This is a genomic window from Pseudogulbenkiania sp. AW2-16, from assembly GCF_056824575.1.
Genome location: NZ_CP157668.1, coordinates 2,671,383 through 2,695,474, shown reverse-complemented (window position 1 = coordinate 2,695,474; position 24,092 = coordinate 2,671,383). Strand labels below are relative to the sequence as shown.

Genomic DNA, 24,092 nt, shown 5'->3' with positions numbered 1-24,092 from the left:
CAGATATCCGGACTTACAGCTTGGCGGCGGCAGCCACTTCAGCGGCGTAGTCCACTACCTTCTTCTCGATGCCTTCACCCACGACGAACATGGCAAAGGCTTTCACCGAGGCGGATTTCTCAGCCAACAGCTTCTCGACGGTCTGGTCCGGGTTCTTCACGAACGGCTGACCCAGCAGGGTCACTTCGGCCAGGTACTTGTTCACGCGGCCTTCCACCATCTTGGCCACGATGTCAGCCGGCTTGCCGGATTCTGCTGCCTGGGCGGTGTAGATCTTGCGCTCTTGCTCCAGGGTTTCAGCCGGAACCTGATCCTTGGACACGCAGATCGGCTTGGAAGCGGCGATGTGCATGGCGATATCTTTGCCCAGACCTTCGTCGCCGCCGTTGAAATCAACGATGACGCCGATCTTGGCACCGTGCAGGTAAGTCGCGATCTTGCCTTCGGTTTCGTAGCGAACGAAACGACGAATGGTCATGTTCTCGCCCAGTTTGGCGATCGCGGCCTTGCGGATTTCTTCAACGGACAGACCATCCACTTCAACCCCGGACAGCGCTTCAACGTCGGCCGGATTGGCAGCAACGACGGCCTTGGCCGCAGCGGCAGCCAGCGCCAGGAAGGTCGGGTCTTTGGCAACGAAGTCGGTTTCGCAGTTCACTTCCACCAGGGCGCCAACGCCGCCTTCGATGAAGGAACCGATGATGCCTTCGGCCGCCAGACGGCCAGCCATCTTGGAGGCCTTGTTGCCCGACTTGATGCGCAGGATTTCTTCGGCCTTGGCCAGATCGCCTTCGGCTTCAACCAGCGCCTTCTTGCACTCCATCATGCCAAGGCCGGTAGCAGCGCGCAGGTCCGAGACCATTTTTGCGGTAATTTCCGCCATGCTTGAAACTCCTTAACAGTATCTTTTTACGTAAAGCGGTACGGGTTCAAAAAAGGGGCTTACGCCCCTTTCTCAGGTCCGTGCTTACTCGGCTTGAGCCGGTTCAGCGGCAACGATTTCCTGCAGCGACTGTGCGCGACCTTCCAGCACGGCATCGGCGATGCCGCGGGCGTACAGGCGGATGGCGCGATTGGAGTCGTCGTTACCCGGAATTACGTAATTGATGCCTTCCGGCGAGTTGTTGGTATCAACCACGCCGATCAGCGGGATGCCCAGCTTCTTGGCTTCAACAACGGTACCCTTCTGGTAGCCGGTGTCGATAACGAAGATGGCGTCCGGCAGACCTTTCATGTCCTTGATACCGCCCAGCGAACGCTCCAGCTTCTCAACTTCGCGCTCGAGGTCCAGCAGCTCTTTCTTGTTGTAACCGGTGTCGCCGGAGCTTTCCAGGATGGCACGCTTTTCTTCAAGACGCTTGATGGACTGCTTCACGGTCTTGTAGTTGGTCAGCATACCGCCGAGCCAGCGGTGATCGACGAACGGCATGCCACAACGGGCTGCTTCTTCACGAACAATCTCACGCGCCTGACGCTTGGTACCCACAAACAGGACGGTACCCTTGTTGGCAGCCAGGCGACGTACGTATTCCTGAGCTTCAACGAACAGCGGAAGGGTCTTTTCCAGGTTGATGATGTGGATCTTGTTGCGGCTGCCGAAAATGTACTGAGCCATTTTCGGGTTCCAGAAACGGGTTTGGTGGCCGAAGTGAACGCCGGCTTCCAGCATCTGGCGCATGGTAACGTTGGTGGTCATGCAAAACTCCTAAAGGGTTAGGCCTCCATTCGCGCGCAGAATCCTGTCGGACACCCTTTCGGCGCGAATGTGCGTAGTAAAAACCCTGCGAAATGCAGGGCGCGCAGAAGTATAGCACCGTGGGCAGAGTCAGCTCAAGCCGCGGGCTCTTCGTTCTCGGCCTCGGCAAGCGCAACCTTCTTGCGCAAACGACGCCGTACCAGCCGCGTGAACAATAGCCCGGGCAGCACCGCCAGAAACACGATGATGAAGGCCATACGGATGGGACTTTCCTGCACCACCGCCATCATCAGCACCACGTAGAGCCAGCCGATCAGAATGAGATACATGTGAAAGCAACCGTCCTGGTCAGGATGAACAGACGCTCATTCTAGCGTGGACAAGCGTGCCAGCGTATCTTGCCGGTAGAAAGCCACCAGCTGCCGGTACACGGCCGGGTAGTCTTCGGCCAACCCCTGTGGGCATTCGAAGAACGCCTCGCTGAGCACCGCGAAGAATTCGGCCGGGCTTTCCGCCGCGTAGGGATCGAGCCAGCCCTCCTCCGCCATTTCGCCTTCGCGCTCCAATTGCTGCTGAAAATCGGCATAGGCGGCAGCCCAGGCCTGCGACCATTGTTCTCGATTCATACCCTTGTGCAGCGGCGGAAAACCGTTGGCGTCGCCGTTGAGCATATCGAGCTTGTGGGCGATTTCATGGATCACCACGTTCCAGCCGTCACGGCCGGTGGAGCACTTCACATCCGGCCAGGACAAGACGACCGGCCCATCCAGTCGTGCCTGGCCAATCAGCACGCTGTCCCCTTCATGGACCACACCCCCTGGCGCCATCCAGTGGTCACGCACGACAAAAGCGGACGGGTACAGCACCACTTCTTCCCAACCGTCCAGCGCCTCCTTGCCGAGGTTCATCACCGGCAGCGCCATCTGCAACGTGACCGTTGCCACCATCGACGGCGTCACCATCAAGCCGGCGGCCCCGCTAAAGGCTTTGCCACGGGCGAAAACCGCCGCCAGCGCGACCAGCTGGGTTAGCTCGGCATGGCTCAACCCGGCCAGCAGCGGCATGCGCGCGGCCCGCTGCCGCAACTGGGCAAGCTCGGACTCGGCAGCGGCCCTTCGGCCAAAAAACCAAAAACCATGAAACTCTCACGTCATTCTCACGTCACTTCATGATGCTACACCTTTCTGCCACCCCCTCAAGCCGGCAAAGGTCGCCGATGGCACCGCAGACCCGGGAGTGGCCAGCAAGCATCGATAATGCTTGGCCGGTTCCGGCACCACTCCTGTCGCCAGGATGGCGATGGACGCCCACCAACGCCGAAGCCGACCTACACTCAGGGCACATCCGCCGCCGAGCTTCGTACAAAAACACACCAAAGGAGGTTTCATGCACGATTTGCCCTGGCAATCGCTCGCCCTGAACCCGCTTGCCGCTTTCGGCATTCTGCTGGCGCTGGGTGTACTGGGCGGGCAGATTGCTGTCCGCGTGGCCAAACTTCCCGGCATCACCGGCTACATCCTGAGCGGACTGATCATCGGCCCTTCGGGCCTCAAATTGCTGGACCAACAGTTGATCGACGAGGCCGGCCTGTTCATCCAGCTGGCGCTGGGCCCGGCGCTGTTCGACATGGGCCGGCGCGTCGACTTGCGCTGGCTGCGCCGTGAAAAAGCGCTGTTCGCCACCGCCCTGCTGAGCGGCGTCATCACCTTCCTCGGCCTGCTGGCCCTGCTCACGTTCTCGGGCTTCCCGATGGCTCCGGCCTCCTTGCTCGCCGCCATCGGCATCGCGACCTCGCCGGTGGTGCTGCTGGAACTGGTGCGGGAAAGCCGGGCCGAAGGCCGAGGTCACCGAGCGCCTGATGGCCTGCACCGGACTCAACAACCTGTTGAGCCTGACAGTCTTCACCCTGGCACTGTCGTTTACCCATTTCAGCGCCGGTCACGGCGTGGAATCATTCATTCTGCTGCCAGGCTGGCTTCTGCTGGGCTCGGTCCTGCTGGGCACTGGTGGCCGGCCTCCTGGCGATCCGGCTCAACGTCTGGCTGGGCGGCGGCAAGCGTGAAGCGCAGACCGTGCTGATGTTCGGCCTGATCGCCCTGGTGGTGGGACTCTCCGCCATGCTCAAGTTGCTGCCGGCACTGGCCATCCTGATCTTCGGCCTGGCCACGCGCAACCTAGAGCGCGGTTATGCAGTGGCCGAACCCAGCCTGTCGAGCCGCTCCAGCTTCTTCTTTGTCGCCTTCTTCGTGGCCGCCGGAGCGCAATTGATGCCGCTGCCCCTGGCGGCGCTGTGGCCGTCCGCCGTCGGCTTCGTGCTGGTACGCAGCCTGCTGGCCGCCGGCTCGTGGTGGGTCGCCGCCCGCAGTAACGGCCTCCCCCAAGGCATGGCGCGTTGCTCGGCCTGGGCCTGCTGCCGATGTCCGGCAGCGCCGTCATGCTGATGACGATGGGCGCCCTGACCCTGTCGGCAGGAGCGGCCGAATTCAGCGGCTTCCTGCTGTCAGTGCTATGCCTGACGGAGCTGCTGGGACCCATCGTGACGCGCTTCGCCCTGCGCTGCGCGCAGGAAACCCGCGACTGAGAAAGGAAGGATCATGCTGGAATTTTCGACCAGCCAGCCCCTGACACTGGGCGTGGAACTGGAGCTGATGATCGTCAACCGCCGCGACTACAATCTGACGCGCGGCTCCGACGACCTATTGCACCTACTCGGGCGCAGCCCGCACGGCTACGACATCAAGCCGGAGATCACCCAGGGCATGATCGAGATCGGCACGGCCGTGCACAGCGACGTCAACACCATGCTCGAGGAACTGCTGGCCATCCGCGCCTTGCTGGTGCGCACGGCCGAGAAGCTCAACCTGGGACTCGCCGGTGGCGGCTCCCACCCATTCCAACACTGGAGCGACCAGCGCATCTACCCCAAGGAGCGCTACCAGCTGGTTTCCGAGCTATACGGCTACCTCGCCAAGCAGTTCACCGTCTACGGCCAGCACATCCATATCGGCTGCCCGGATGGCGACACCGCGGTGCGGCTGACGCACTACCTGTCACGCTACATTCCGCACTTCATCGCCCTGTCGGCCTCGTCCCCGTTCCACCAGGGTGTCGATACGTTGTTCCAGAGTTCGCGGCTGACCAGCGTCAACGCTTTTCCGCTATCCGGCTCGATGCCGTGCGTCGGCAACTGGGACGAGTTCAACGACTACTTCACCGGCATGGCCGATCTCGGCATCGTGGCGAGCATGAAGGACTTTTACTGGGATATCCGCCCCAAGCCGGAATACGGCACGGTGGAAATCCGCATCTGCGACACCCCGCTGGGGGTGGACACCCCGGTGCTGCTGGCGGCGTACGCCCAAATGTTGGCCCGGCAATGCTTCGAAGATGGCTGGGACGATATCTCGCCGGCCCATTACCTGACCTACAGCTACAACCGCTTCCAGGCGTGCCGCTTCGGCTACGACGCGGTGCTGGTGGATGGCGTGAAGAAGCGCCAGACCAGCCTGCTGGAAGACATGCTGGACACCCTCAACGGGCTGTTGCCGCATGCACAGGCGCTCGGCATCGAGGCACAGCACAATGCCTTGCGCGAGCGGATCCTGCAGCGCCGTCTCGATAGCCATTGGCTGCGCCGAGGTCTACGACGACAGCGGCTCGCTGTCCGAAGTGGTGCGCCGCCAGAGCGAGTTCTGGATGTACGAAGCACCCGCGCTCAGCGTAAACTGACGTGATGTCCAACAGGATGCCACCCATGCCCTTCGATCTGCCGAGCCAACCCGACCTGTCCCTGCCTGCCCGGTGGTGCGTGTTCGACGAACAGCGCCTGCTGCTCGTCAACGGCACACTGCCCGGCAGCGAAGCCGCGAGCTGGCCGCTGACCGAGCGCCTGTTCCTGGCGCAGCTGGGCGGGGTCAACCTGTTTCAGGGCGAGCTGGTGGGGCCGATGCCGACGAGCGGGGAATGGGTGAGCCTGCGCCAGGCGCTGATGCAGCTGCCGGCCGAGCTGGCTCCCGCGCTGGCGCGTGCGGCACAATTGCGCCAGTTCCGCCGCACCCACCGTTTCTGCGGTCACTGCGCGACCCCGCTGCAGCAGCACGAGCACGACCAGGGACGGCATTGCCCGCACTGCGGCCAGCTCTACTACCCACGCCTGTCGCCGGCCATGATGGTGGCGATCTATCGTGGGCAGGAACTGCTGCTGGCACGCGCGCCGCATTTCGCACCCGGCATCTACAGCGCCCTGGCCGGCTTCGTCGAAGCCGGTGAAACGCTGGAAGAGTGCGTGCATCGCGAAGCGTTGGAGGAAGTGGGAGTGCGGCTGAAGAACCTGCGTTACGTCGGCTCCCAATCGTGGCCGTTCCCGCATTCGCTGATGCTGGCCTTCACCGCCGAGTACGCCGGCGGCGACATCGTGCCGCAAGAGGGCGAGATCGAGCACGCCGCCCGGTTTCCCATCGACGACCTTCCCCTTATCCCGCAGTCGATGTCCATCGCCCACTGGCTGATCCGCCATGCCGTGGCCGAACTGTCGCGCTGATTCGGCACCGCCACCAACCGTAACCCCCAGGCCGCCGCAGAGGCAGAGCGGATGAATGGCCTGGCCGAGACGATTCGCCGGCGCTTCACGCGCTTTCGCACCAGCGTCTGAAGCGCCGGTACGCCTTACAACGCAAGGCCCCGCTCGAGGCGGGGCCTTGTCGCAGGGAACAACCCCTCAGGCGCGTTCGGGCACGACCGCCAACACGGACTGCAGCAGCCGCCAAGCGTGGCCGACCGTCTCAACCCGCACCCGCTCGCCCGGCGCATGGGCGCCGCGGATGTCCGGGCCAAACGACACCATGTCCATGTGCGGGTATTTGCCGCCCAGAATGCCGCACTCAAGGCCGGCGTGGATCACTTTCACCTCGGCCCGGCGACCGTATTCACGCTCGTAGACCTGCTGGAACAGTTCCAGCAGCGACGACTGCGGATTCGGCGCCCAGCCGGGGTACTGACCTCTCTCTCCACCTCGGCACCGATCAGCCCGAACAGGCTCTCGATCTCGTCAGCCAATTGCCGCGCCCCGGCGTCCAGCAACGAGCGCACCATGAAATTGGCGAACAGCTTGCCCTGGTCCAGCGCAATCACCCCCAGGTTGTTGGAGGTCTCCACCACGCCCGGCACACGGCGGCTCATGCGCCGCACTCCGTGTGGAGCGGCGAGCAAGGCCGCGAAAATCACGCGCTGATCGTCCGGAGACATGGTCACGTTGGCCGAAGCCGGCTCCAGTGTCAGTGTCACCCCGTCGTCCACGCCCGCCAGCTCGAAACGTGCCGCCTGCTGGAACGCGTCCAGCCGCGCCACCAGCTTTTCGGCAGCGCCAGCCGGATAAGCCACCACGGCGAAGGCTTCGCGCGCCAGCGCATTGCGCGCCGACCCGCCCTGGAACGAGACCACGCGCAGCGCCAGCTCGTGTTCGAGTTCGCGGATCAGCCGGATCAGCAACTTGTTGGCATTGCCACGTTCCTCGTGGATGTCCACCCCGGAGTGGCCGCCACGCAGCCCCTTGACCGACAGGCGCCCCACCGCATAGCCGGCCGGCAGCGCCTCCACGGCGTAAGCGCGACGCACACTGACGTCCACCCCCGCGCAGCCGAGGTAGAACTCCCCCAGTCCTCGGTATCGATGTTGATCAGCAGATCGCCTTCGAGCACACCGGTGTCCAACCCGAGGGCGCCTCCCATGCCGGCTTCTTCGTCCACCGTCAGCAGCACCTCGACCGGCCCGTGAACCAAGGTATCGCTGGCCAGCACCGCCAACGCCAGCGCCACGCCGATGCCGTTGTCGGCACCCAGCGTGGTGTCTTCCGCCACCAGCCAGCCATCGCGCAGGACAGGCCGAATCGGGTCCTGGAAAAAGTCATGCTCCGTGCCGGAGTTGGCCTGGCACACCATGTCGAGATGGCCCTGCAGCACCACCCCGCGCCGGTTTTCCAGCCCAGGGGTGGCCGGCTTCCGGATGATCAGATTGCCGGCACGATCGACCTGCGTCGACAAGCCTTTCAACTCCGCCCAGCCCTGCAGGTAGTCGCGCAGATGCTGTTCGTGCTTGGAGGGGCGAGGAATCTCGCACAGGGTCTGGAAGTGCTCCCACACTTCGCGTGGTTCGAGTTCTGCGATGGCTGTCACGTCGGATCCTAACGCACGGCGGGCCCAGACTGAGAACCCTGCCGGCGAGCTTGCTAAGAAAATGTTATAGGTGTTTCTGCTACCCAATCGACTCTAGCATGCCCTTCGTCCAAGTGTCATGAAGGCAAAAAACCTGGCGAAACACAGCAACCCGGCACCGTCTCCCGCCAGGCTCCCCGGCTATGCCGCCGGCACGTCCTTCCGCCCGTTGCCGCGGCCCACAGCAACGCGTCACCCACCCCAGAGAAATAAACTCACCCACCCGCGTCAAGCCAGCAACGACGGGCCTTTCCGCCCATCGGGCCGGCGCAGATCAAAAGACGCAGCATTATGTCAAGCAACGTACCCTCACGCTGGCTCAGCGAGATAACCCTCGGGATTCGGGAGGGGATTCGGATAATGTTATACGACAGCAAAAAGGGGGCAATGAAGCCCCCTCAAATGTATTACCAAAAACAAATCAGAATTCGATCAAATAACCAAATGTTATAGTGCTTCAGCCGTACTCTCGCTCTCCTGCTGCAGCAGCCACATCTCCGCGTAGCGACCGTTCTGCTCGACCAGCTGGCGATGGCTGCCGCGCTCGATCACGCGGCCGCCGTCCAGCACCACGATCTCGTCGGCGTCGACCACCGTCGACAAGCGGTGCGCGATAATCAGCGTGGTGCGGTTGGCCGAAATCTCGGCCAGTTCGTGCTGGATCGCCTTCTCGGTGCGCGAATCGAGCGCACTGGTCGCCTCGTCGAATACCAGGATCGGCGGATTCTTCAGGATGGTACGGGCAATCGCCACGCGCTGCTTCTCGCCGCCGGACAACTTCAGGCCGCGCTCGCCCACCAGGGTGTCGTAACCGTCCGGCAGGCCAACCACGAAATCGTGGATGTGCGCCGACTTGGCCGCCTCGATGATCTCCTCGCGGCTGGCGCCGGGACGGCCGTAAGCGATGTTGTAGTAGATGCTGTCGTTGAACAGCACGGTGTCCTGCGGCACGATGCCGATGTGGGCACGCAGGCTGTCCTGCGTCATCTGGCGGATGTCGGTGCCGTTGATGCTGATGCCGCCGCCACTGACGTCGTAGAAACGGAACAAGAGCCGCGACAAGGTCGACTTGCCCGCCCCGCTCGCCCCCACCACCGCCAGCGTGCGCCCCGGCGGGATGCTCAGGCTGACGTCGTGCAGAATCTGACGCTTGGCGTCATAACCGAAGTCGACATGCTCGAAACGCACCCCGGCAGCACGGGTCGCCAGCACCTCGGCCCCGGCGCCGTCAGCCACCTCGGCATGGGTTTCCAGCAGGCCGAACATGCGTTCCATGTCGGCCAGCGAGTGCTTGATCTCGCGGTAGATGAAGCCGAGAAAATGCAGCGGCGAATAGAGCTGGGTCAGGTAGGCCGACACCAGCACCACGTCGCCGACGGTCATGGTATGGTCCACCACCCCACGCGCCGCCAGCACCATGATCAGCGTTGTACCGGCGGCGATAATGACGCCCTGCCCGGCGTTGAGGAAGGACAGCGATACCTGGTTCTTGATCGCCGACTCTTCCCAGGCGGCGAGATTCGTGTCGTAGCGAGCCGACTCGTAGGCTTCGTTATTGAAGTACTTGACCGTCTCGTAGTTGATCAGCGCGTCGATCGCCTTGGCATTGGCCTTGGAATCGAGTTCGTTCATGCTGCGGCGGAACACCGTGCGCCACTCGGTGACGGTCAGCGTAAACGTGATGTACACCGCGATGGTCCCCAGCGTGACCACGGCAAACCAGCCGTTGTAGCGGTGCAGCAGGATGACCGCCACCATCAGGATTTCCAGCAGCGTCGGCAGGATGTTGAACACGGTGAAATTGAGCAGGAAACCGATGCCGCGGGTGCCGCGTTCGATGTCGCGGCTCATGCCGCCGGTCTGGCGATCCAGATGAAAGCGCAGCGACAGCTTGAACAGGTGCTCGAACACCGAGCGCGCCACGGTGCGGACCGCGCCCTGGATAACGCGGGCGAAGATGGCGTCGCGAATCTCCCCCAGCAGACCGGCCATCAGCCGGGCCAGGCCGTAACCGAGCAGCGCCGCCACCGGGATCGCCAGCAGGGTGGCCGGCACGGACAACTGGTCGACGATATCCTTCAGGTAGAGCGGAACGCTGACGTTGGCGACCTTGGCCAGCACCAGACAGGTCATCGCCAGCAAAACCCGCCATTTGAACGCCCAGAGGTAGGGCAGTAAGGTTTTCAGGGTTTTGAGGTCGTTGCGATCTTTGGGCGCTGGGCCGCTGTGGGTGAAACGCATGGTGGGTTTGCCTGTTTGCCGAGCTTGGCCGATGATGGACAGGTGGGGCCGCCCCGTCGCCCTATCAACCTCACCGGGATGATGCCGATGTGGATACTGCTTGCCGAAGCCGCCCTTGCCCTTGGGCTTGCCGGCTTTATCGTATGGTGGACCTGGCCTAAACGCTAGGTCGGGCCCGACTCAGTGCAGCACGCGCGGAGCGACCAGCTGGAACTCGGGAATTTCCGCCTCGAAACGCTGGCCGTCGTCCGCCAGCATCTGGTAGCTGCCCTTCATGGTGCCGAACGGCGTGCCGATCTGCGACCAACTGCTGTACTCGTAGCTCTGCCCCGGTTCCAGTCGCGGATTTTCCCCCACCACCCCCATGCCGCGCACTTCCTGCACCTTGCCGTCGGCTTCGGTAATGAACCAGTGCCGGCTGATCAACTGGGCGGTTTTGGTACCGCTGTTGGTCAGCCTGATGCGGTAGCTGAACACATAGACATCCGCCGCCACGTTGGAGCGTTCTTCCACGTAGGAGGATTCGGCAGTGACTTCGACACAGTATTCTTTGTTTGCCATTGCTTGGGGATCCGTTCAGGCGGGCCGGGCGGCGCCGATGTTCCCATTCTAGCAGCAATCCCGCCCCGGACCGGGGCGCGAAGCATGACGCTGCCCGGCGATGGGGCTACAATTCGCTTTTCCGTCCAGCTTGTTAGTTCATCTCATGCGCCCATTCCGCATCGCACCCAGCCTGCTTTCCGCCGACTTCGCCCGACTTGGCGAAGAAGTCCGTGACGTCATCGCCGCCGGTGCCGACATCATCCACTTCGACGTGATGGACAACCATTACGTGCCCAACCTGACTGTCGGCCCGCTGGTCTGCGAAGCCATCCGCCCTCACACCAGCGCCCTGATCGACGTGCACCTGATGGTGACACCGGTCGATGCACTCGCCGCCAGCTTCGCCAAGGCCGGTGCCGACATCATCACCTTCCACCCCGAAGCCTCGCACCACATCGACCGCACCCTGGGCCTGATCAAGGACGCCGGTTGCAAGGCCGGCCCGGTGTTCAACCCGGCCACCCCGCTGTCCTTCCTCGACCACGTCATGGACAAGATCGACATGATTCTGCTGATGTCGGTCAACCCCGGCTTCGGCGGCCAGAAGTTCATTCCGCAGACGCTGAACAAGGTGCGCGAGGCGCGTCGCCGCATCGACGAGTACACCGCAGCCCATGGCGGCGAGATCTGGCTGGAAGTGGACGGCGGCGTGAAGATCGACAATATCGCCGAGATCGCCGCGGCCGGCGCCGACACCTTCGTGGCCGGCTCCGCCATCTACGGCACCGACGACTACAAGGCCACTATCGACGCCATGCGCGCCGAGCTGGCCAAGGCAGGCTGACCATGTCCAGCGCCGCCATCGTCACCGGAGCCTCGCGTGGACTGGGGCTCGCCCTGTGCAGCAACCTGCTGGCACGCGGCTTCTGCGTGGCGGCGCTGGCGCGCAGCCAGGGCGAGGGCCTGGCCCGGTTGGCCGAAGCCCATCCCGGGCAACTGCATTGGCTCAGCACCGACCTGAGCGACCCGGCCCAGCAGGACAGCGCCATCGCTCGTGCCCTGGCCACCCTGCCCCGGGACGGGCAGATACTGCTGATCAACAACGCCGGGGTGGTCTGGCCGATCGCGGTGGCCGGCCACTACGACGACCATGCCTTGCGCCACGCCCTGAGCCTCAACCTGGCGGCACCAATGGTGCTGAGCAACCGTTTCCTTGCCGACACCACCGCCTGGAGCGACCGCCGCATCCTCAACGTTTCCTCCGGCGCCGCAGTGAAGGCCTACCCGGGCTGGGGCGTTTACGGCAGCGGCAAGGCGGGACTGGACCACTTCAGCCGCCACCTCGCCGTGGAACAGGCGGCTTCGGCCAACCCTGCACGGGTCGCCGCGGTCTACCCCGGCGTGATCGATACCGACATGCAGGCCGAAATCCGTCATGCCGCACCGGAAAGCTTCCCCAACCTGCCGCGCTTTCTGGCACTAAAACAGGAAGGCGCGCTGGACAGCCCGGAAGCCGCCGCCGGCAAACTGCTGGACTACCTGTTGGGGCCCCACTTCGGCGAAGAGCCGGTGGTCGACATCCGCGCCCTGCCGTGAGCCGCGGCGCGGTCGGCGCCCGCGCCTGGTGTATACTCGCGGGCAGGACAACCGTTTCCGCCTGCCCGTGCAGGCGCTCACTTTCACGCACCCCATGACAGCAAAACACATCAAGGCCGTGGCGTTCGATCTGGACGGCACGCTGGTCGACTCCATCCCCGATTTGGCCGCCGCCGCCAACGCCATGCGCGCGTACCTCGAGCTGCCCGCTCTGGCTGAACTGCGCATCCAGCAGCACGTCGGCGACGGCATCGCCAGCCTGGTGCACCGCGCCATCACCGACGAGCGCGACGGCCGTGGCCGAACCCGCGCTGTGGGAACGCGGCTTCACCTTCTTCGTGCAGTACTACCGCGATCACCTCAACGTACACAGCCGCGTCTACGCCGGCGTGCACGATGCCCTGGGGCTGCTGCGCGCACTGCAACTACCACAGGTGGTCATCACCAACAAATCGGAACGGCTGGCGGTACCGCTGCTGGAGGAGCTCGGCATGGCCTCCTCGTTCAGCATGATCTTGGGCGGCGACAGCCTGCCCGAGAAGAAGCCCTCGGCCCTGCCGCTCCTGCACGCCTGCCAGACGCTGGGCATCCGCCCCGACGAGCTGGCGATGGTCGGCGACTCGCACAACGACGTGCTGGCGGCACGCGCGGCCGGCAGCCTAGCCGTGGCGGTAAGCTACGGCTACGGTGACGCCACCAGCCTCGAGGCCGACCACGTGGTGGACAGCCTTGTCGAACTCTACGATTTGTTTAAGAATACCTGACATTGTCTGACGCATTTCTGGATACCGTTTGCATCATGAAATTCCTGCCCAACCTGGCCAGCTGGCGATGGCAACCCTGAGCCACACCTCCGTTTGCATCGTTTTCCGTTTCTGGTCATTTTGGGATAAAGCATGACGCACGACGAATTCACCCGCCTTGCCGCCGCCGGCTACAACCGCATTCCGGTCACCCTCGAACTGTTCGCCGACCTCGACACCCCGCTGTCGGTCTACCTGAAACTGGCCAACCAGCCCTACTCCTACCTGCTGGAGTCGGTGGTGGGCGGCGAGCGCTTCGGCCGCTACTCCTTCATCGGCCTGCCCGCCACCACGCGCCTGCGCGTCAACGGCCACAAGGTGCAGGTCGAGTACGGCGACAAGGTCATCGAGCAGTACGAAGGCGACCCGCTCGCCTTCATCGACACCTTCCAGCAGCGCTTCCGCACCCCGCCGGTCGAGTCGCTGCCGCGCTTCACCGGCGGCCTGGTCGGCTATTTCGGCTACGACACCATCCGCTACATCGAAAAGCGGCTGGCCGCCACGCAGAAACCCGACCCGGTCGGCACCCCGGACATCCTGCTGATGCTGTCGGAAGAACTCGCCGTGGTCGACAACCTGTCCGGCAAGCTCTACCTGGTGGTGTACGCCGACCCGGCGGTGCCCAACGCACTGATCAAGGCGCAGGCGCGCCTCGGCCAGCTGCGCGCCAAGCTGCGCGAACCGGTGGCCATTCCGCTATCGCTGCCGAGCCAGCCGACCCAGGCGCGCTCGGAATACGGCCAGGAAGAATTCAAGCACGCCGTCGAGCGTGCCAAACAATACATCGTCGACGGCGACATCATGCAGGTGGTGCTGGCGCAGCGGCTGCAGATGCCCTATCACGACTCGCCGCTGACGCTATACCGCGCATTGCGCAGCCTGAACCCGTCGCCGTACATGTTCTTCTACCACTTCGACGATTTCCACGTGGTCGGGGCCTCACCGGAAATCCTGGTGCGGCGTGAGAACGACACCATGACGGTGCGACCGATCGCCGGCACCCGCGTGCGCGGCAAAAACCGCGAGGAAGACGAACGGTTGGCCGAAGAATTGCTGGCCGACCCGAAGGAGATCGCCGAACACGTCATGCTGATGGACCTCGGCCGCAACGACGTCGGTCGTGTCGCCGATGTCGGCAGCGTCAACGTCACCGACAACATGGTGATCGAACGCTACTCGCACGTGATGCACATCGTCTCCAGCGTCGAGGGCCGCGTTTCCCCCGAGGTTTCGAATATCGACATTCTCAAGGCCGCCTTCCCGGCCGGCACCCTGTCCGGCGCCCCGAAAGTGCGTGCCATGGAGATCATCGACGAGTTCGAACCCACCAAGCGCGGGGTCTACGGCGGCGCCGTCGGCTACCTCGGCTTCTCCGGCGACATGGACCTCGCGATCGCCATCCGTACCGCCGTGGTCAAGAACAACATGCTGTACGTGCAGTCCGGCGCCGGCATCGTCGCCGACTCGGTCCCCGAATCGGAATGGCAAGAAACCCAGAACAAGGCGCGCGCCGTGATCCGTGCCGCCGAACTGGCACAGAGCGGGCTCGACGCTTAAGCCATCTCTACACGCGTACGACAGGCGTAAAAAAACACTGGCCCTTCCAACAGGAAGGGCCAGTGTTTTTTGATCCATCGAGCAACCACGGGGAGCAAGGCCCCGATCGGCTACTTCAGAATGAAAAACTCCACCAGGACATTCTTGAAGATGAAGCCACCGACCCCCAGCCCCAGTACCAGGAACAGCACCGCCGTGCCGAACTTGCCGGCACCCGACTTCTTGCCCAGATCCCAGATGATGAATCCGATGAACACCACGAGGCCGGTCAGACACACCGCCAGCGAGATATTGGTGAACTGCTCTTCGCTCATTGCAAGTCCCTGATTTGTTTAGCCCCGCCATTATACGGAGCCGATAAAAAAACCGCACCACCCGGGTGCGGTTTTTGTTGCGTCATGCCACGATTACTTGTTGTACAGCTTGGCGGCAATGCGCATGCGCAGCGAATTGAGGCGGATGAAGCCGGCGGCATCGGCGTGGTTGTAGGCACCGAAGTCTTCATCGAAGGTCGCGATGTTCGGGTCGAACAGCGAATCGGTCTTCGAATCGCGGCCCACCACGATCACGTTGCCCTTGTACAGCTTGAGGCGTACCCAGCCGTTCACGGTGGCCTGCGACGCGTCGATCATGCTCTGCATCATCTTGCGTTCCGGCGCCCACCAGTAGCCGTTGTAGATCAGGCTGGCGTACTTGGCGATCAGCTCGTCCTTGAGGTGAGCCACTTCGCGGTCCAGCGTGATCGATTCGATGGCGCGGTGCGCCTTCATCATGATGGTGCCGCCCGGGGTTTCGTAGCAGCCGCGCGACTTCATGCCGACGTAGCGATTTTCCACGATGTCGAGACGGCCGATGCCATGCTTGCCACCGAGGCGGTTCAGCTCGGTCAGCACCTGAGCGGGGCTCAGCGCCACGCCGTTGATGGCGACGATGTCACCGTTCTTGTATTCGAGTTCGACGTATTCGGCCTGGTCCGGGGCATTTTCCGGCGACACGGTCCACAACCACATGTCTTCTTCCGGCTCGGCGGCCGGGTTTTCCAGCACGGTGCCTTCGTAGGAAATGTGCAGCAGGTTGGCATCCATCGAGTACGGGCTGCCGCCGCTCTTCTTCTTGGTGATGTCGATGCCGTTCTTCTCGGCATAGGCCAAGAGCTTCTCGCGCGACAACAGGTCCCACTCGCGCCACGGGGCGATCACTTTGACATCCGGCTTCAGGGCGTAGTAGCCCAGCTCGAAACGCACCTGGTCGTTGCCCTTGCCGGTGGCGCCGTGCGATACCGCGTCGGCACCGGTCTGGTTGGCGATCTCGATCTGGCGCTTGGCGATCAGCGGACGGGCGATCGACGTGCCCAGCAGGTACTCGCCTTCGTAGATGGCGTTGGCACGGAACATCGGGAACACGAAATCGCGCACGAATTCTTCACGCAGGTCGTCGATGAAGATGTTTTCCTGCTTGATGCCGAGCGCCACGGCTTTCTTGCGCGCCGGTTCCACTTCCTCACCTTGGCCGATGTCGGCGGTGAAGGTGACGACCTCACACTGATAGGTATCTTGCAGCCATTTGAGGATAACGGAGGTATCCAGGCCGCCGGAATAGGCCAGCACTACTTTTTTAATGTCAGACATTACGTTTTCTTTCGGCGAAATGTTCGGAGTTCCCTTGCAGGAATGTAGGCCTATTTCAGCAGGCGAGCGAGCCGGAGCAGATCGAGCGCCGCCGGAGCAAGGGAAACCTCAATGTACTCAGAGCACATGAGGATTCCGCATCGCTGGGCGAATTAAAAATTCGCCCGCAGTCCGCCGGCACTCTAAGGTGCGAAGGCTCAGCCGCCTGATGAAACAGGCTCTTCAGTCGTCTACACGACCCAGCAGGAGATATTCTATTAGGGCTTTCTGCCCGTGCATACGGTTTTCCGCCTCATCCCACACCACGCTTTGTGGACCGTCGATCACGTCGGCGGCCACCTCTTCACCGCGGTGCGCCGGCAGACAGTGCATGAACACGGCATCCGGCTTGGCGTGCTTCATCAGATCGGCTGTGATCTGATAGTTGCGGAACGCTTCCATGCGCGCCACGGACTCCGCTTCGAAGCCCATGCTGGTAAACACGTCGGTGGTCACCAGATCGGCGCCGGCCACGGCGTGCTCGGCACTATGGCTGGGCTCGAAGTGTTCGGGACCGTAATGCTGGCCATCGATGGTCTTCAGTTCATAGCCCACCGGCGTCGCCACCTTGAGCTTGAAATCGAGCAGCTTGGCGGCCTGCAGCCAGGTGCGACACATATTGTTGCCGTCGCCCACCCAGGCCACGGTCTTGCCCTGGATCGAACCACGATGCTCGATAAAGGTCAGGATGTCGGCCAGGATCTGGCACGGGTGATACTCGTTGGTCAGCCCGTTGATCACCGGCACGCGGGAATTGGCGGCCAGACGCTCGACATTGGATTGCTCGAAGGTGCGGATCATGATGATATCGCTCATGCGCGACAACACCCGCGCCGTATCCTCGATCGGCTCGCCGCGCCCCAGCTGCGACGTGTTGGCATCGAGGAACATGGCGTGGCCGCCCAGCTGGGACATGCCGGCTTCGAACGACACCCGGGTGCGGGTGGAGTTCTTCTCGAACACCATCGACATCACCTTGCCTACCAGCGGACGGTACAGCTCTCCGGAGCCATGTCGTCGCTTCAGTACCTGGGCACGCTGGAAGAGGTACTGGTAGTCATCGCGGTTCAGGTCACTGAATTGCAGGTAATGTCTTACTTGCGTCATGGTCACAATCCAAAATAAATGGCCGCCGGGCCCGGAAGTCTCGCGCGGCGGCACGTACTACACGCTGGTTGCAAAATTATCGGTACATCAGGATGTCGCAAAATGTGGCCAATCGGCCGAAAACTTACACAAATGCGACAAACCTTATATTTATCGGAAATCGGCCGAACTGGCAAGCAATCAACTGAACAATATTCTGCTCGGCAATTGCAAAAACTCTACCGAACTTAGAACCCGCACCACGTAATCACCAGAATTACCTGCCAAGCCGTGCATTTCTATGGTTTTTTGTGCTTTTTGCAGGCGCGCCAGGTAGGACAGGATGCTCTCGTCGATCACCTGGCCCGGCACCAACACCGGAATCCCCGGCGGATAGGGAACGATCTGGTCGCAGCACACCCGCCCTACCAGCTCGCCATTCGGCCGCCCCTCATCATCCAATAAGGGCAGACGTTCCCCTTCTTCATAAAAGGCATCGCGTGGCAGACACGCCAGCCGGCTGAAATGGGGAATCTCCGGCAGACGCCGCGGCGTATGCCGCGGTCGCTTTTCCTTGGCCAGCCGCAGCATGGCATCGTGCAGCCGCGATACCTTGCTGCGCATAGTGCCGATGGTCAGCAACAACGTAACCGTGCTGAATGTCGACTTCTCCACCTGGATGTTGTAGCGCTCGAACAAGGCCTGCTGCAATTCATCCGCACTGAATCCGGAGCCGGTGATATCGATCGTGAGCTTGGTGGGATCAAGCCGGATACCATCCTCCCGTACCTCCTCCGGCAGCAGATCCTCCAATTCCAACACGCGAAATACGCCGGTCGAATCGATCTTCTGCCGCAACTCCTGGGCCAGCCTCAACGTACGCTCCAGCAACCGATACCCCTCCATCACCGCCTGCTTGCGCGCCACATCGAGGCTGGCGATCAGGTTGTACTGGGGGCTGGTCGAGGCGTGCATATTGAAATTTTCTCGAAACAGATGCTCGTCGAAGTCGGGGTCGTTGACGTGAATCATGCCCGCCTGCGAAAAGGCCGACAGCACCTTGTGGGTGCTTTGCGTGACATAATCCGCCCCCGCCTCCAGCGCGGTAGGCCGAAGTTCCGGATGGAAGCGGGCAAAGCCATACCACGCCTCGTCCACGACTACCTTTATACCCCTGGCGTGAGCCGCCTCGACGATCGGTTCGAGATCGTAGCGCAGCCCGTCGTAAGTGCACGAGGTCAGGATCAACACCCGCGCCTCCGGGTGCGTCTGGATGGCAGCGAACAGGGTGGCTTTCGACACCGGCCCGAAAATGCCGTACTTGGGATTGATCGAGGAATCGAGATAGACCGGGCGGGCACCGGACAGGATCACACCGTGATGCACCGACTTGTGGCAGTTACGATCCAGCAGCAGCGTCGCGCCCGGCGTCAACAAAGTCTGGAAAATGACCTTGTTCGATGTCGATGTGCCATTGGTGGCGAAATAGGTCTTGTGCGCGCCGAACGCCTTGGCGGCCAGCGCCTGCGACTCGGCGATCACTCCGGTCGGATGCAACAGCGAATCGAGCATGGGCACCGACACCGATAAATCGGCCCGCAGCATGTTCTCGCCGACGAATTCGTAGAAATCACCCACCCATGGGCTGCCTTTCAGCGAGTCCCCCCCGGAATGCCCCGGCGTATGCCAGGAATCCTTGGCCATCCGTACGTACTGTTTCAGCCGGTCGTAGAACGGGGTAGCCGATTTTTCGGCCAACTCGGCCGTCAGAATCCGGAACCAACCGCTGAAGTCGAGTTCATCCCGGTAAAAATAGCCATCCACGGCATGACTGGCCATCTCCTCGACCAGCAGTTTCTGGTCATCGTCCACCAGCAGGATGTACAGCGACAATTCGGGACGGAAGGCGACGATCCGGTTCGCCAACTGCACCGCCGGCTGGGCAAGACCTTCCTCACCCAGCTGTTTGTCGATCAGGACGATCTGGACATCCCCTTCGGCCGCCACCCTCTCCATGGCTTCGCCCAGCCGGGCCGCTCCCAGAAAGCTAAGACCGAAGGGATTCTCCAGCTGCACCGCCACCGCCCCCAGCCCCGCCAGCACTTCCCCTTGCCATTTGGCATCGTCGCTCACCACCAGCACTCGGCTCACGGGTGTCATTTACCCCTCCTCCCGACTCAACGCGATGATGCTGACCCATGTCAGTACGACATTCTGTTCACATGCTAGTTTTGCCCTCATCCTAGCTCGCGGACAGTGGTGCGTCATTGATGCGGGCGCACAATCCCCCCTTCGGGTAAAATCTGCCCCATGCTGACCGATGCCGAAAAAGACGCCATTCGCGACCACTACCGCACCATTGCCGACAACCTGCCGGGCTTCCGCCCGCGCAATGCCCAACGCCGTATGCTGGCCGAAATCGCCAACGCCTTCTCGCGCAGCAAGAACAAGGAAGGCGATGAGCTGCCCGAGCGCGAGGGGGAAAGCATCATCGTGGTGGAAGGCCCCACCGGTGTCGGCAAGAGCACGGCTTACCTGCTGGCCGGGGGCGTCATGGCGCGCGCGCGCGGCAAGAAGCTGGTGGTCACCAGCGCCACCGTCGCGCTGCAGGAACAACTCGTCAACCGGGACCTGCCCTTCGTGGTGGACAACAGCGGGCTGCCGCTCACCTTTGCCCTGGCCAAGGGGCGCGGGCGCTATCTTTGCCCGCACCGCCTCTATCAACTGACGGCAAATTCGGCACAAGGCCAATTGCTGGCGCCGGAGCCGGAATTGGCACTGTGGGACCGCAAGCCCCAGGCCGAAGAGCTGGAAACCCTGCGCCAGATGGCCGATGAATTCTATTACCGGCGCTGGAACGGCGATCGCGACACCTGGCAAAAGGTAGTCGAAGACGGCCTATGGAGCCGCGTCACCAATGACCGGCACAGCTGCCTCAAGGCTGCGTGCCCCAATCGTCCCGAATGTCCGTTTTATCTCGCCCGCGAAACCCTGGAAACGGTGGACGTCGTGGTCGCCAATCACGACCTGATGCTGGCCGACGTTGCCATGGGCGGCGGGGTCATCCTTCCGGCGCCCGATGACAGCTTCTACTGCATCGACGAGGCGCATCACCTGGCCAAGAAGGCGGTCAACCAGTTCTCGGCCGAGCACTCGCTGGCGCAGGCCATGTTCTGGCTGGAAAAGGTCGCCGCCGTCGCCACCCGCGTCGACAGCCTGACCAACAAGAGCGAACTGGCCGGCAATGCCATCGAGGCCGCTGGCGCCTGCATGGAGACGCTGACCGAATGGCTGTGGCTACTGGAAGGCGAAGAAGCACTGGCCGCCAGCAGCGACAACCTGGAACCGACCTGGCTGATCGATGACGGCATCCTCCCCGAACGCTTCACCGTGCCCGCCGCCAACCTCGCCATGTCGGCACGAATGGTCTACAAGCACCTGACGTCGATGAGCGACGCACTGGGCGAAGTGCGCAAGGACAAGGGCAGCGAGGCCACACTGGTCGACAAGCTCAGCAGCGACCTGGGCTTTTTGATCGGCCGCTCAGAGCAACTGATGGCGGTGTGGGATCTGTTCGAGAAGACCCCCGACGAGAACGCACCGCCGATCGCCAAGTGGATCACCCGGCGCACCGAAGGCAAGGGCGACTACCTGTTCAGCGCCTCGCCGGTCAGTGCCGCCGCGAGCCTCGCCGGCACCCTCTGGCGCCGCGTCGCCGGCGCCCTGTTGACCTCGGCCACGCTGCGCTCGCTGGGCGAATTCGACCTGCTGCTGTCGCAAACCGGCCTCAAATGGCTGCCCGATGTCAGCTGCGTCGCCCTCGACTCGCCATTCAGTTTTCAGGAACAAGGGGAGTTGTACCTCCCCCATGGTAGCGTCCCCCAAGGACCCTGCCGCCCATACCCGGGAGATCGTCGAATGGCTGCCGCGACTGATCGACGTCACCGAACCACTCGGCTCGCTGGTGCTATTCTCGTCACGCAAGCAGATGCAGGAAGTCGCGGCCGCCGTACCGGCAGGACTGCGCGAACGGCTGCTGATCCAGGGCGAACTGCCCAAGAGCCGGCTTTTGGAGCAGCACCATGAACGCCTCAAGCAAGGTGAAGCGAGCGTCATTTTCGGCCTTGATTCATTTTCGGAAGGACTAGACCTGCCCGGCGAGAGTTGCGTACACGTGATCATCGCCAAGCTGCCCTTCGCCATGCCGGACGACCCGGTCGGCCGCACCCTGTCGCGCTGGATAGAGAAGCGTGGCGGCAACCCGTTCATCGAGATCACCGTGCCGGAAGCATCGATCAAGCTGATCCAGGCTGTCGGCCGGCTAATTCGCACCGAACAGGACTACGGCCGGGTCACCATCCTTGATAATCGGCTGATGCGCCAGAGCTATGGCAAGAAGCTGCTGGCCTCATTGCCCCCGTTCAAGCGCATCTAGTTTTGGGGTAGAATGCGGGCAAACCCTCGAGTGCACACCCCGGCAAAATGGGTAAAACACCAATAGCACCATCGGCCGGGATTCGAGAGACTACACAGAACAAGTACTCCTCCGGTCCATCACTATGATCTGTAACCCATATGAAATCGTCATTCAGGGTCTCACCTCTGAAGGACGCACCTTCCGCCCGAGCGACTGGGCCGAACGCCTCTCCGGCATCCTGGCCTCCTTTGGCGACAATCAGAAACTGGCTTACCACGCGTATGTGCGCCCGATGTTGCTCGAAGGAGTACGCTGCGTGGCGGTCGACAAGAAGCTGGAAAAAATCGACCCTGCCGTGTTTCAGTTCCTGCTGGATTTCGCCAAAGACAATGATTTACGTGTCGTCGATTGCCGCACCCTGATCGACGAGGTCTACCCCAACAAATTTCTCGCCTGACCCCTCTGCAAAATTCGACCATTCCGGTCAACACCACCGCATTCGCCAAAATCAGCTTCGGGCTTTCCCAGTGGCCAGAAGCTGCTTTTGGGCCCTTCTCCCCAGTTCCCTCGCTTACAACCACCACTCCGAGCCGATGCCCATCAGGGCAAGCGCCGACCTTGCCTTCATTCATTGTCTGTTGCACAAAACGTACATGTGCACGAATACGACACTATTTTGCAACAAACAGACAAAAAAACAACACTTTGAGCGGCCAGTTAAAACAATCCGTCACAATTTCACCACACACATCGGTAGCGATACCCCCGCAAAACCACAGAAGAAAACCTATTGACGTTGGCATTTTATGCCGCAAATTTTCTGTTTTATTGGCATACCACCACACTTAACCCTCATCCCTTACCAAGCCCGGCGCATATGACAGAAACAAGGAATTCGTCAACTGGCGTTTTACCCTACTTCAGATCAAGACACGAAAGCGGCATTGTTTGTTACAAATACACCGCGGCGAAAACCATATGAGTTTTCCTTGGTTATCCCGGCACGGGGGCCACCGTAATAATAAAAAGCTGATCAATTGCTTACTTCCACCAGCAGTACCCATAAGAAAGGTCATTGCCAAATGAAACAACTGTTTGCTAACAAACAAATCATGATCGCCGCCGTCGTTGCCGGCGCGTTTGCCGCCCCGGCCATGGCCGATGTAACCATCTACGGCTTTGTGAGCGCCGGTGTAGAATCCGTTAAGGCCACCGGCAACGGTGATTCGTCCAAGGATTACAAGTCCCGCACCCGCGTTTCCGATGAAAACTCCCGCATCGGCTTCAAGGGCAACGAAGATCTGGGTAATGGCCTGAAAGCGATCTGGCAGGTTGAAAGCAGCCTGAAAAACTTCGAACAAGGCGGCACCAACGACAAGGGCGAAACCGCAACCTTCGCTACCCGCAACAGCTTTGTTGGCCTGGAAAATGCAAACTTCGGCAAAGTGCTGCTTGGTCAGAATGACACCGCCTACAAGGCACTGACCGATATTGGCATCAACGCCATGGCCAACACCACGGCAGATACCCAAGGTGCGACCGCCATCTTCAGCCGCGGCGAAACCCGCCTGAAGAACTCGGTTCACTACTTCTCGCCGAAGATGGCCGGTTTCGAGCTGGGCGCCTCTTACGGTGTGGATGAAATCCGCACCTACGTAGACCCGGCAACCGGCACTGAGACCCGAGCTACTGACCAGCAAAATAACTACCGCCTGTCGTTGGCCGGTAAATACACTTGGGACGCATTGACGGTAGCACTTGGCTATGATCGCCAAGGCAGCAAAATGGCCAGCGCCAGCAGCAACGACCTAAACAACACCCAGTACTACAAACTGGTTGCCAGCTACATGTTCCCGACCGGCACCATGATTGGCGCTGGCGTCGAGCAGGCACGCAACGACTATATTTCGGGCAACGACACCAAACAGATCGACTGGACTGTAGCCCTTTCTCAGAGTTTTGGTGCCACTACTGTCAAGCTGTCGTACAGCGAACTGGGCAAGCTGAAAGATGCACGCACCGGCGCAGAAGACGACTACAAGGCGAAGCAGTGGGTACTGGGCGCAACGTATGACCTGTCCAAGCGCACTCAACTGCTGGCCTACGCCACCAAGATCACCAACAACAGCAGAGCCGCCGTCAACCTGCAGAACAACCCGGTTTACGACAGCAACCTTGGCAAGTCCACTGCCGCCCTTACCGCCGGCAACGACCCGCAAGCTTTCGGTATTGGCATGAAGCACAGCTTCTAAGCGCTGTTAGCTTCTTAAGAGTCAG

At 61.8% G+C, this 24,092-nt stretch carries 23 protein-coding genes and 2 pseudogenes; 12 read left to right on the top strand and 13 right to left on the bottom strand.

Annotation, left to right across the window (positions count from 1 at the left end; all coding sequences use genetic code 11):
* Nucleotides 1–13 precede the first annotated feature (13 nt).
* The 4 genes from tsf to ABKF58_RS13170 all read right to left on the bottom strand — a co-directional run bounded on the left by tsf (nucleotide 14) and on the right by ABKF58_RS13170 (nucleotide 2,760).
* On the bottom strand, nucleotides 14–883 hold the full coding sequence (gene tsf / locus ABKF58_RS13185; RefSeq protein WP_482581138.1) for a translation elongation factor Ts: 870 nt from the start codon (nucleotides 881–883) through the stop codon (nucleotides 14–16).
* An 84-nt stretch (nucleotides 884–967) separates the two neighbouring features.
* On the bottom strand, nucleotides 968–1,696 hold the full coding sequence (gene rpsB / locus ABKF58_RS13180) for a 30S ribosomal protein S2 (protein ID WP_008953641.1): 729 nt from the start codon (nucleotides 1,694–1,696) through the stop codon (nucleotides 968–970).
* 134 nt (nucleotides 1,697–1,830) lie between these two features.
* On the bottom strand, nucleotides 1,831–2,025 hold the full coding sequence (locus ABKF58_RS13175) for a hypothetical protein (protein ID WP_008953640.1): 195 nt from the start codon (nucleotides 2,023–2,025) through the stop codon (nucleotides 1,831–1,833).
* A 36-nt stretch (nucleotides 2,026–2,061) separates the two neighbouring features.
* A complete protein-coding gene (locus tag ABKF58_RS13170) occupies nucleotides 2,062–2,760 on the bottom strand; it encodes a M90 family metallopeptidase (protein WP_482581135.1) in 699 nt (232 codons plus the stop codon).
* Between the two features lie 235 nt (nucleotides 2,761–2,995).
* Between ABKF58_RS13170 and ABKF58_RS13165 the strand changes: the two genes are divergently transcribed.
* From ABKF58_RS13165 to nudC, 5 genes are read left to right on the top strand one after another with little or no spacing between them, the layout of a single operon-like run.
* Nucleotides 2,996–3,775, top strand: coding sequence for a cation:proton antiporter (locus tag ABKF58_RS13165; protein ID WP_482581134.1), 780 nt, complete (start codon nucleotides 2,996–2,998; stop codon nucleotides 3,773–3,775).
* Nucleotides 3,703–4,137: a cation:proton antiporter domain-containing protein gene (locus ABKF58_RS13160; protein ID WP_482581133.1), complete on the top strand. Its 435-nt coding sequence runs from the start codon at nucleotides 3,703–3,705 to the stop codon at nucleotides 4,135–4,137. Before ABKF58_RS13165 ends, ABKF58_RS13160 begins: the two co-directional genes overlap by 73 nt.
* On the top strand, nucleotides 4,131–4,277 hold the full coding sequence (locus ABKF58_RS13155) for a hypothetical protein (RefSeq protein WP_482581132.1): 147 nt from the start codon (nucleotides 4,131–4,133) through the stop codon (nucleotides 4,275–4,277). Before ABKF58_RS13160 ends, ABKF58_RS13155 begins: the two co-directional genes overlap by 7 nt.
* Before the next feature lie 13 nt (nucleotides 4,278–4,290).
* Nucleotides 4,291–5,430: a YbdK family carboxylate-amine ligase gene (locus ABKF58_RS13150; RefSeq protein WP_482581131.1), complete on the top strand. Its 1,140-nt coding sequence runs from the start codon at nucleotides 4,291–4,293 to the stop codon at nucleotides 5,428–5,430.
* Between the two features lie 20 nt (nucleotides 5,431–5,450).
* Entirely contained in the window at nucleotides 5,451–6,236 is a 786-nt protein-coding gene (gene nudC, locus ABKF58_RS13145) for an NAD(+) diphosphatase (protein ID WP_482581129.1), read from the top strand.
* A gap of 177 nt (nucleotides 6,237–6,413) precedes the next feature.
* On the opposite strand, the gene ABKF58_RS13140 is transcribed toward nudC, so the two are convergent.
* From ABKF58_RS13140 to apaG, 5 genes are all read right to left on the bottom strand, one after another.
* Nucleotides 6,414–6,602, bottom strand: a complete 189-nt coding sequence (locus tag ABKF58_RS13140) for a hypothetical protein (protein ID WP_482581128.1) — start codon at nucleotides 6,600–6,602, stop codon at nucleotides 6,414–6,416.
* Nucleotides 6,599–7,219: a peptidase dimerization domain-containing protein gene (locus ABKF58_RS13135; RefSeq protein ID WP_482584377.1), complete on the bottom strand. Its 621-nt coding sequence runs from the start codon at nucleotides 7,217–7,219 to the stop codon at nucleotides 6,599–6,601. The genes ABKF58_RS13140 and ABKF58_RS13135 overlap by 4 nt, the downstream gene beginning before the upstream one ends.
* Entirely contained in the window at nucleotides 7,177–7,866 is a 690-nt protein-coding gene (locus tag ABKF58_RS13130) for a M20/M25/M40 family metallo-hydrolase (RefSeq protein WP_482581127.1), read from the bottom strand. The genes ABKF58_RS13135 and ABKF58_RS13130 overlap by 43 nt, the downstream gene beginning before the upstream one ends.
* Nucleotides 7,867–8,352: 486 nt before the next feature.
* Nucleotides 8,353–10,146 carry an ABCB family ABC transporter ATP-binding protein/permease gene (locus tag ABKF58_RS13125; RefSeq protein ID WP_482581126.1) on the bottom strand — a complete coding sequence of 598 codons (1,794 nt, stop codon included), beginning with the start codon at nucleotides 10,144–10,146 and terminating at the stop codon, nucleotides 8,353–8,355.
* A 180-nt stretch (nucleotides 10,147–10,326) separates the two neighbouring features.
* Nucleotides 10,327–10,707 (bottom strand): Co2+/Mg2+ efflux protein ApaG, encoded by a 381-nt coding sequence (gene apaG, locus ABKF58_RS13120; RefSeq protein ID WP_008953633.1) that lies wholly within the window; start codon nucleotides 10,705–10,707, stop codon nucleotides 10,327–10,329.
* A gap of 145 nt (nucleotides 10,708–10,852) precedes the next feature.
* Here apaG and rpe point away from each other — a divergent pair, with 145 nt between their 5' ends.
* From rpe to trpE, 4 genes and pseudogenes are all read left to right on the top strand, one after another.
* A complete protein-coding gene (rpe, locus tag ABKF58_RS13115; RefSeq protein WP_482581124.1) occupies nucleotides 10,853–11,533 on the top strand; it encodes a ribulose-phosphate 3-epimerase in 681 nt (226 codons plus the stop codon).
* A 2-nt stretch (nucleotides 11,534–11,535) separates the two neighbouring features.
* Complete coding sequence (locus tag ABKF58_RS13110; RefSeq protein ID WP_482581122.1) at nucleotides 11,536–12,285, top strand: SDR family NAD(P)-dependent oxidoreductase; 750 nt, start codon at nucleotides 11,536–11,538, stop codon at nucleotides 12,283–12,285.
* 94 nt (nucleotides 12,286–12,379) lie between these two features.
* A pseudogene (locus tag ABKF58_RS13105) lies at nucleotides 12,380–13,049 on the top strand (phosphoglycolate phosphatase).
* Between the two features lie 132 nt (nucleotides 13,050–13,181).
* Nucleotides 13,182–14,645, top strand: coding sequence for an anthranilate synthase component I (gene trpE / locus ABKF58_RS13100; protein ID WP_014087634.1), 1,464 nt, complete (start codon nucleotides 13,182–13,184; stop codon nucleotides 14,643–14,645).
* A 110-nt stretch (nucleotides 14,646–14,755) separates the two neighbouring features.
* On the opposite strand, the gene ABKF58_RS13095 is transcribed toward trpE, so the two are convergent.
* The 4 genes from ABKF58_RS13095 to ABKF58_RS13080 all read right to left on the bottom strand — a co-directional run bounded on the left by ABKF58_RS13095 (nucleotide 14,756) and on the right by ABKF58_RS13080 (nucleotide 19,558).
* Entirely contained in the window at nucleotides 14,756–14,959 is a 204-nt protein-coding gene (locus ABKF58_RS13095; protein ID WP_008953628.1) for a DUF2788 domain-containing protein, read from the bottom strand.
* 93 nt (nucleotides 14,960–15,052) lie between these two features.
* Nucleotides 15,053–16,273, bottom strand: coding sequence for an argininosuccinate synthase (locus ABKF58_RS13090; RefSeq protein WP_008953627.1), 1,221 nt, complete (start codon nucleotides 16,271–16,273; stop codon nucleotides 15,053–15,055).
* Between the two features lie 222 nt (nucleotides 16,274–16,495).
* Nucleotides 16,496–17,419, bottom strand: a complete 924-nt coding sequence (gene argF, locus ABKF58_RS13085) for an ornithine carbamoyltransferase (RefSeq protein ID WP_482581120.1) — start codon at nucleotides 17,417–17,419, stop codon at nucleotides 16,496–16,498.
* A gap of 180 nt (nucleotides 17,420–17,599) precedes the next feature.
* Nucleotides 17,600–19,558, bottom strand: coding sequence for an aminotransferase class I/II-fold pyridoxal phosphate-dependent enzyme (locus ABKF58_RS13080; RefSeq protein ID WP_482581118.1), 1,959 nt, complete (start codon nucleotides 19,556–19,558; stop codon nucleotides 17,600–17,602).
* A 150-nt stretch (nucleotides 19,559–19,708) separates the two neighbouring features.
* On the opposite strand from ABKF58_RS13080, the pseudogene dinG reads away from it, so the two are divergent.
* From dinG to ABKF58_RS13065, 3 genes and pseudogenes are all read left to right on the top strand, one after another.
* Nucleotides 19,709–21,833: pseudogene (gene dinG / locus ABKF58_RS13075) on the top strand (ATP-dependent DNA helicase DinG).
* A 124-nt stretch (nucleotides 21,834–21,957) separates the two neighbouring features.
* The gene (locus tag ABKF58_RS13070; RefSeq protein WP_008953623.1) at nucleotides 21,958–22,272 is read left to right on the top strand and encodes a DUF3579 domain-containing protein; all 315 of its coding nucleotides are present in this window, start codon (nucleotides 21,958–21,960) and stop codon (nucleotides 22,270–22,272) included.
* Nucleotides 22,273–22,897: 625 nt separating this feature from the next.
* Entirely contained in the window at nucleotides 22,898–24,067 is a 1,170-nt protein-coding gene (locus ABKF58_RS13065) for a porin (protein WP_482581116.1), read from the top strand.
* Nucleotides 24,068–24,092 lie beyond the last annotated feature (25 nt).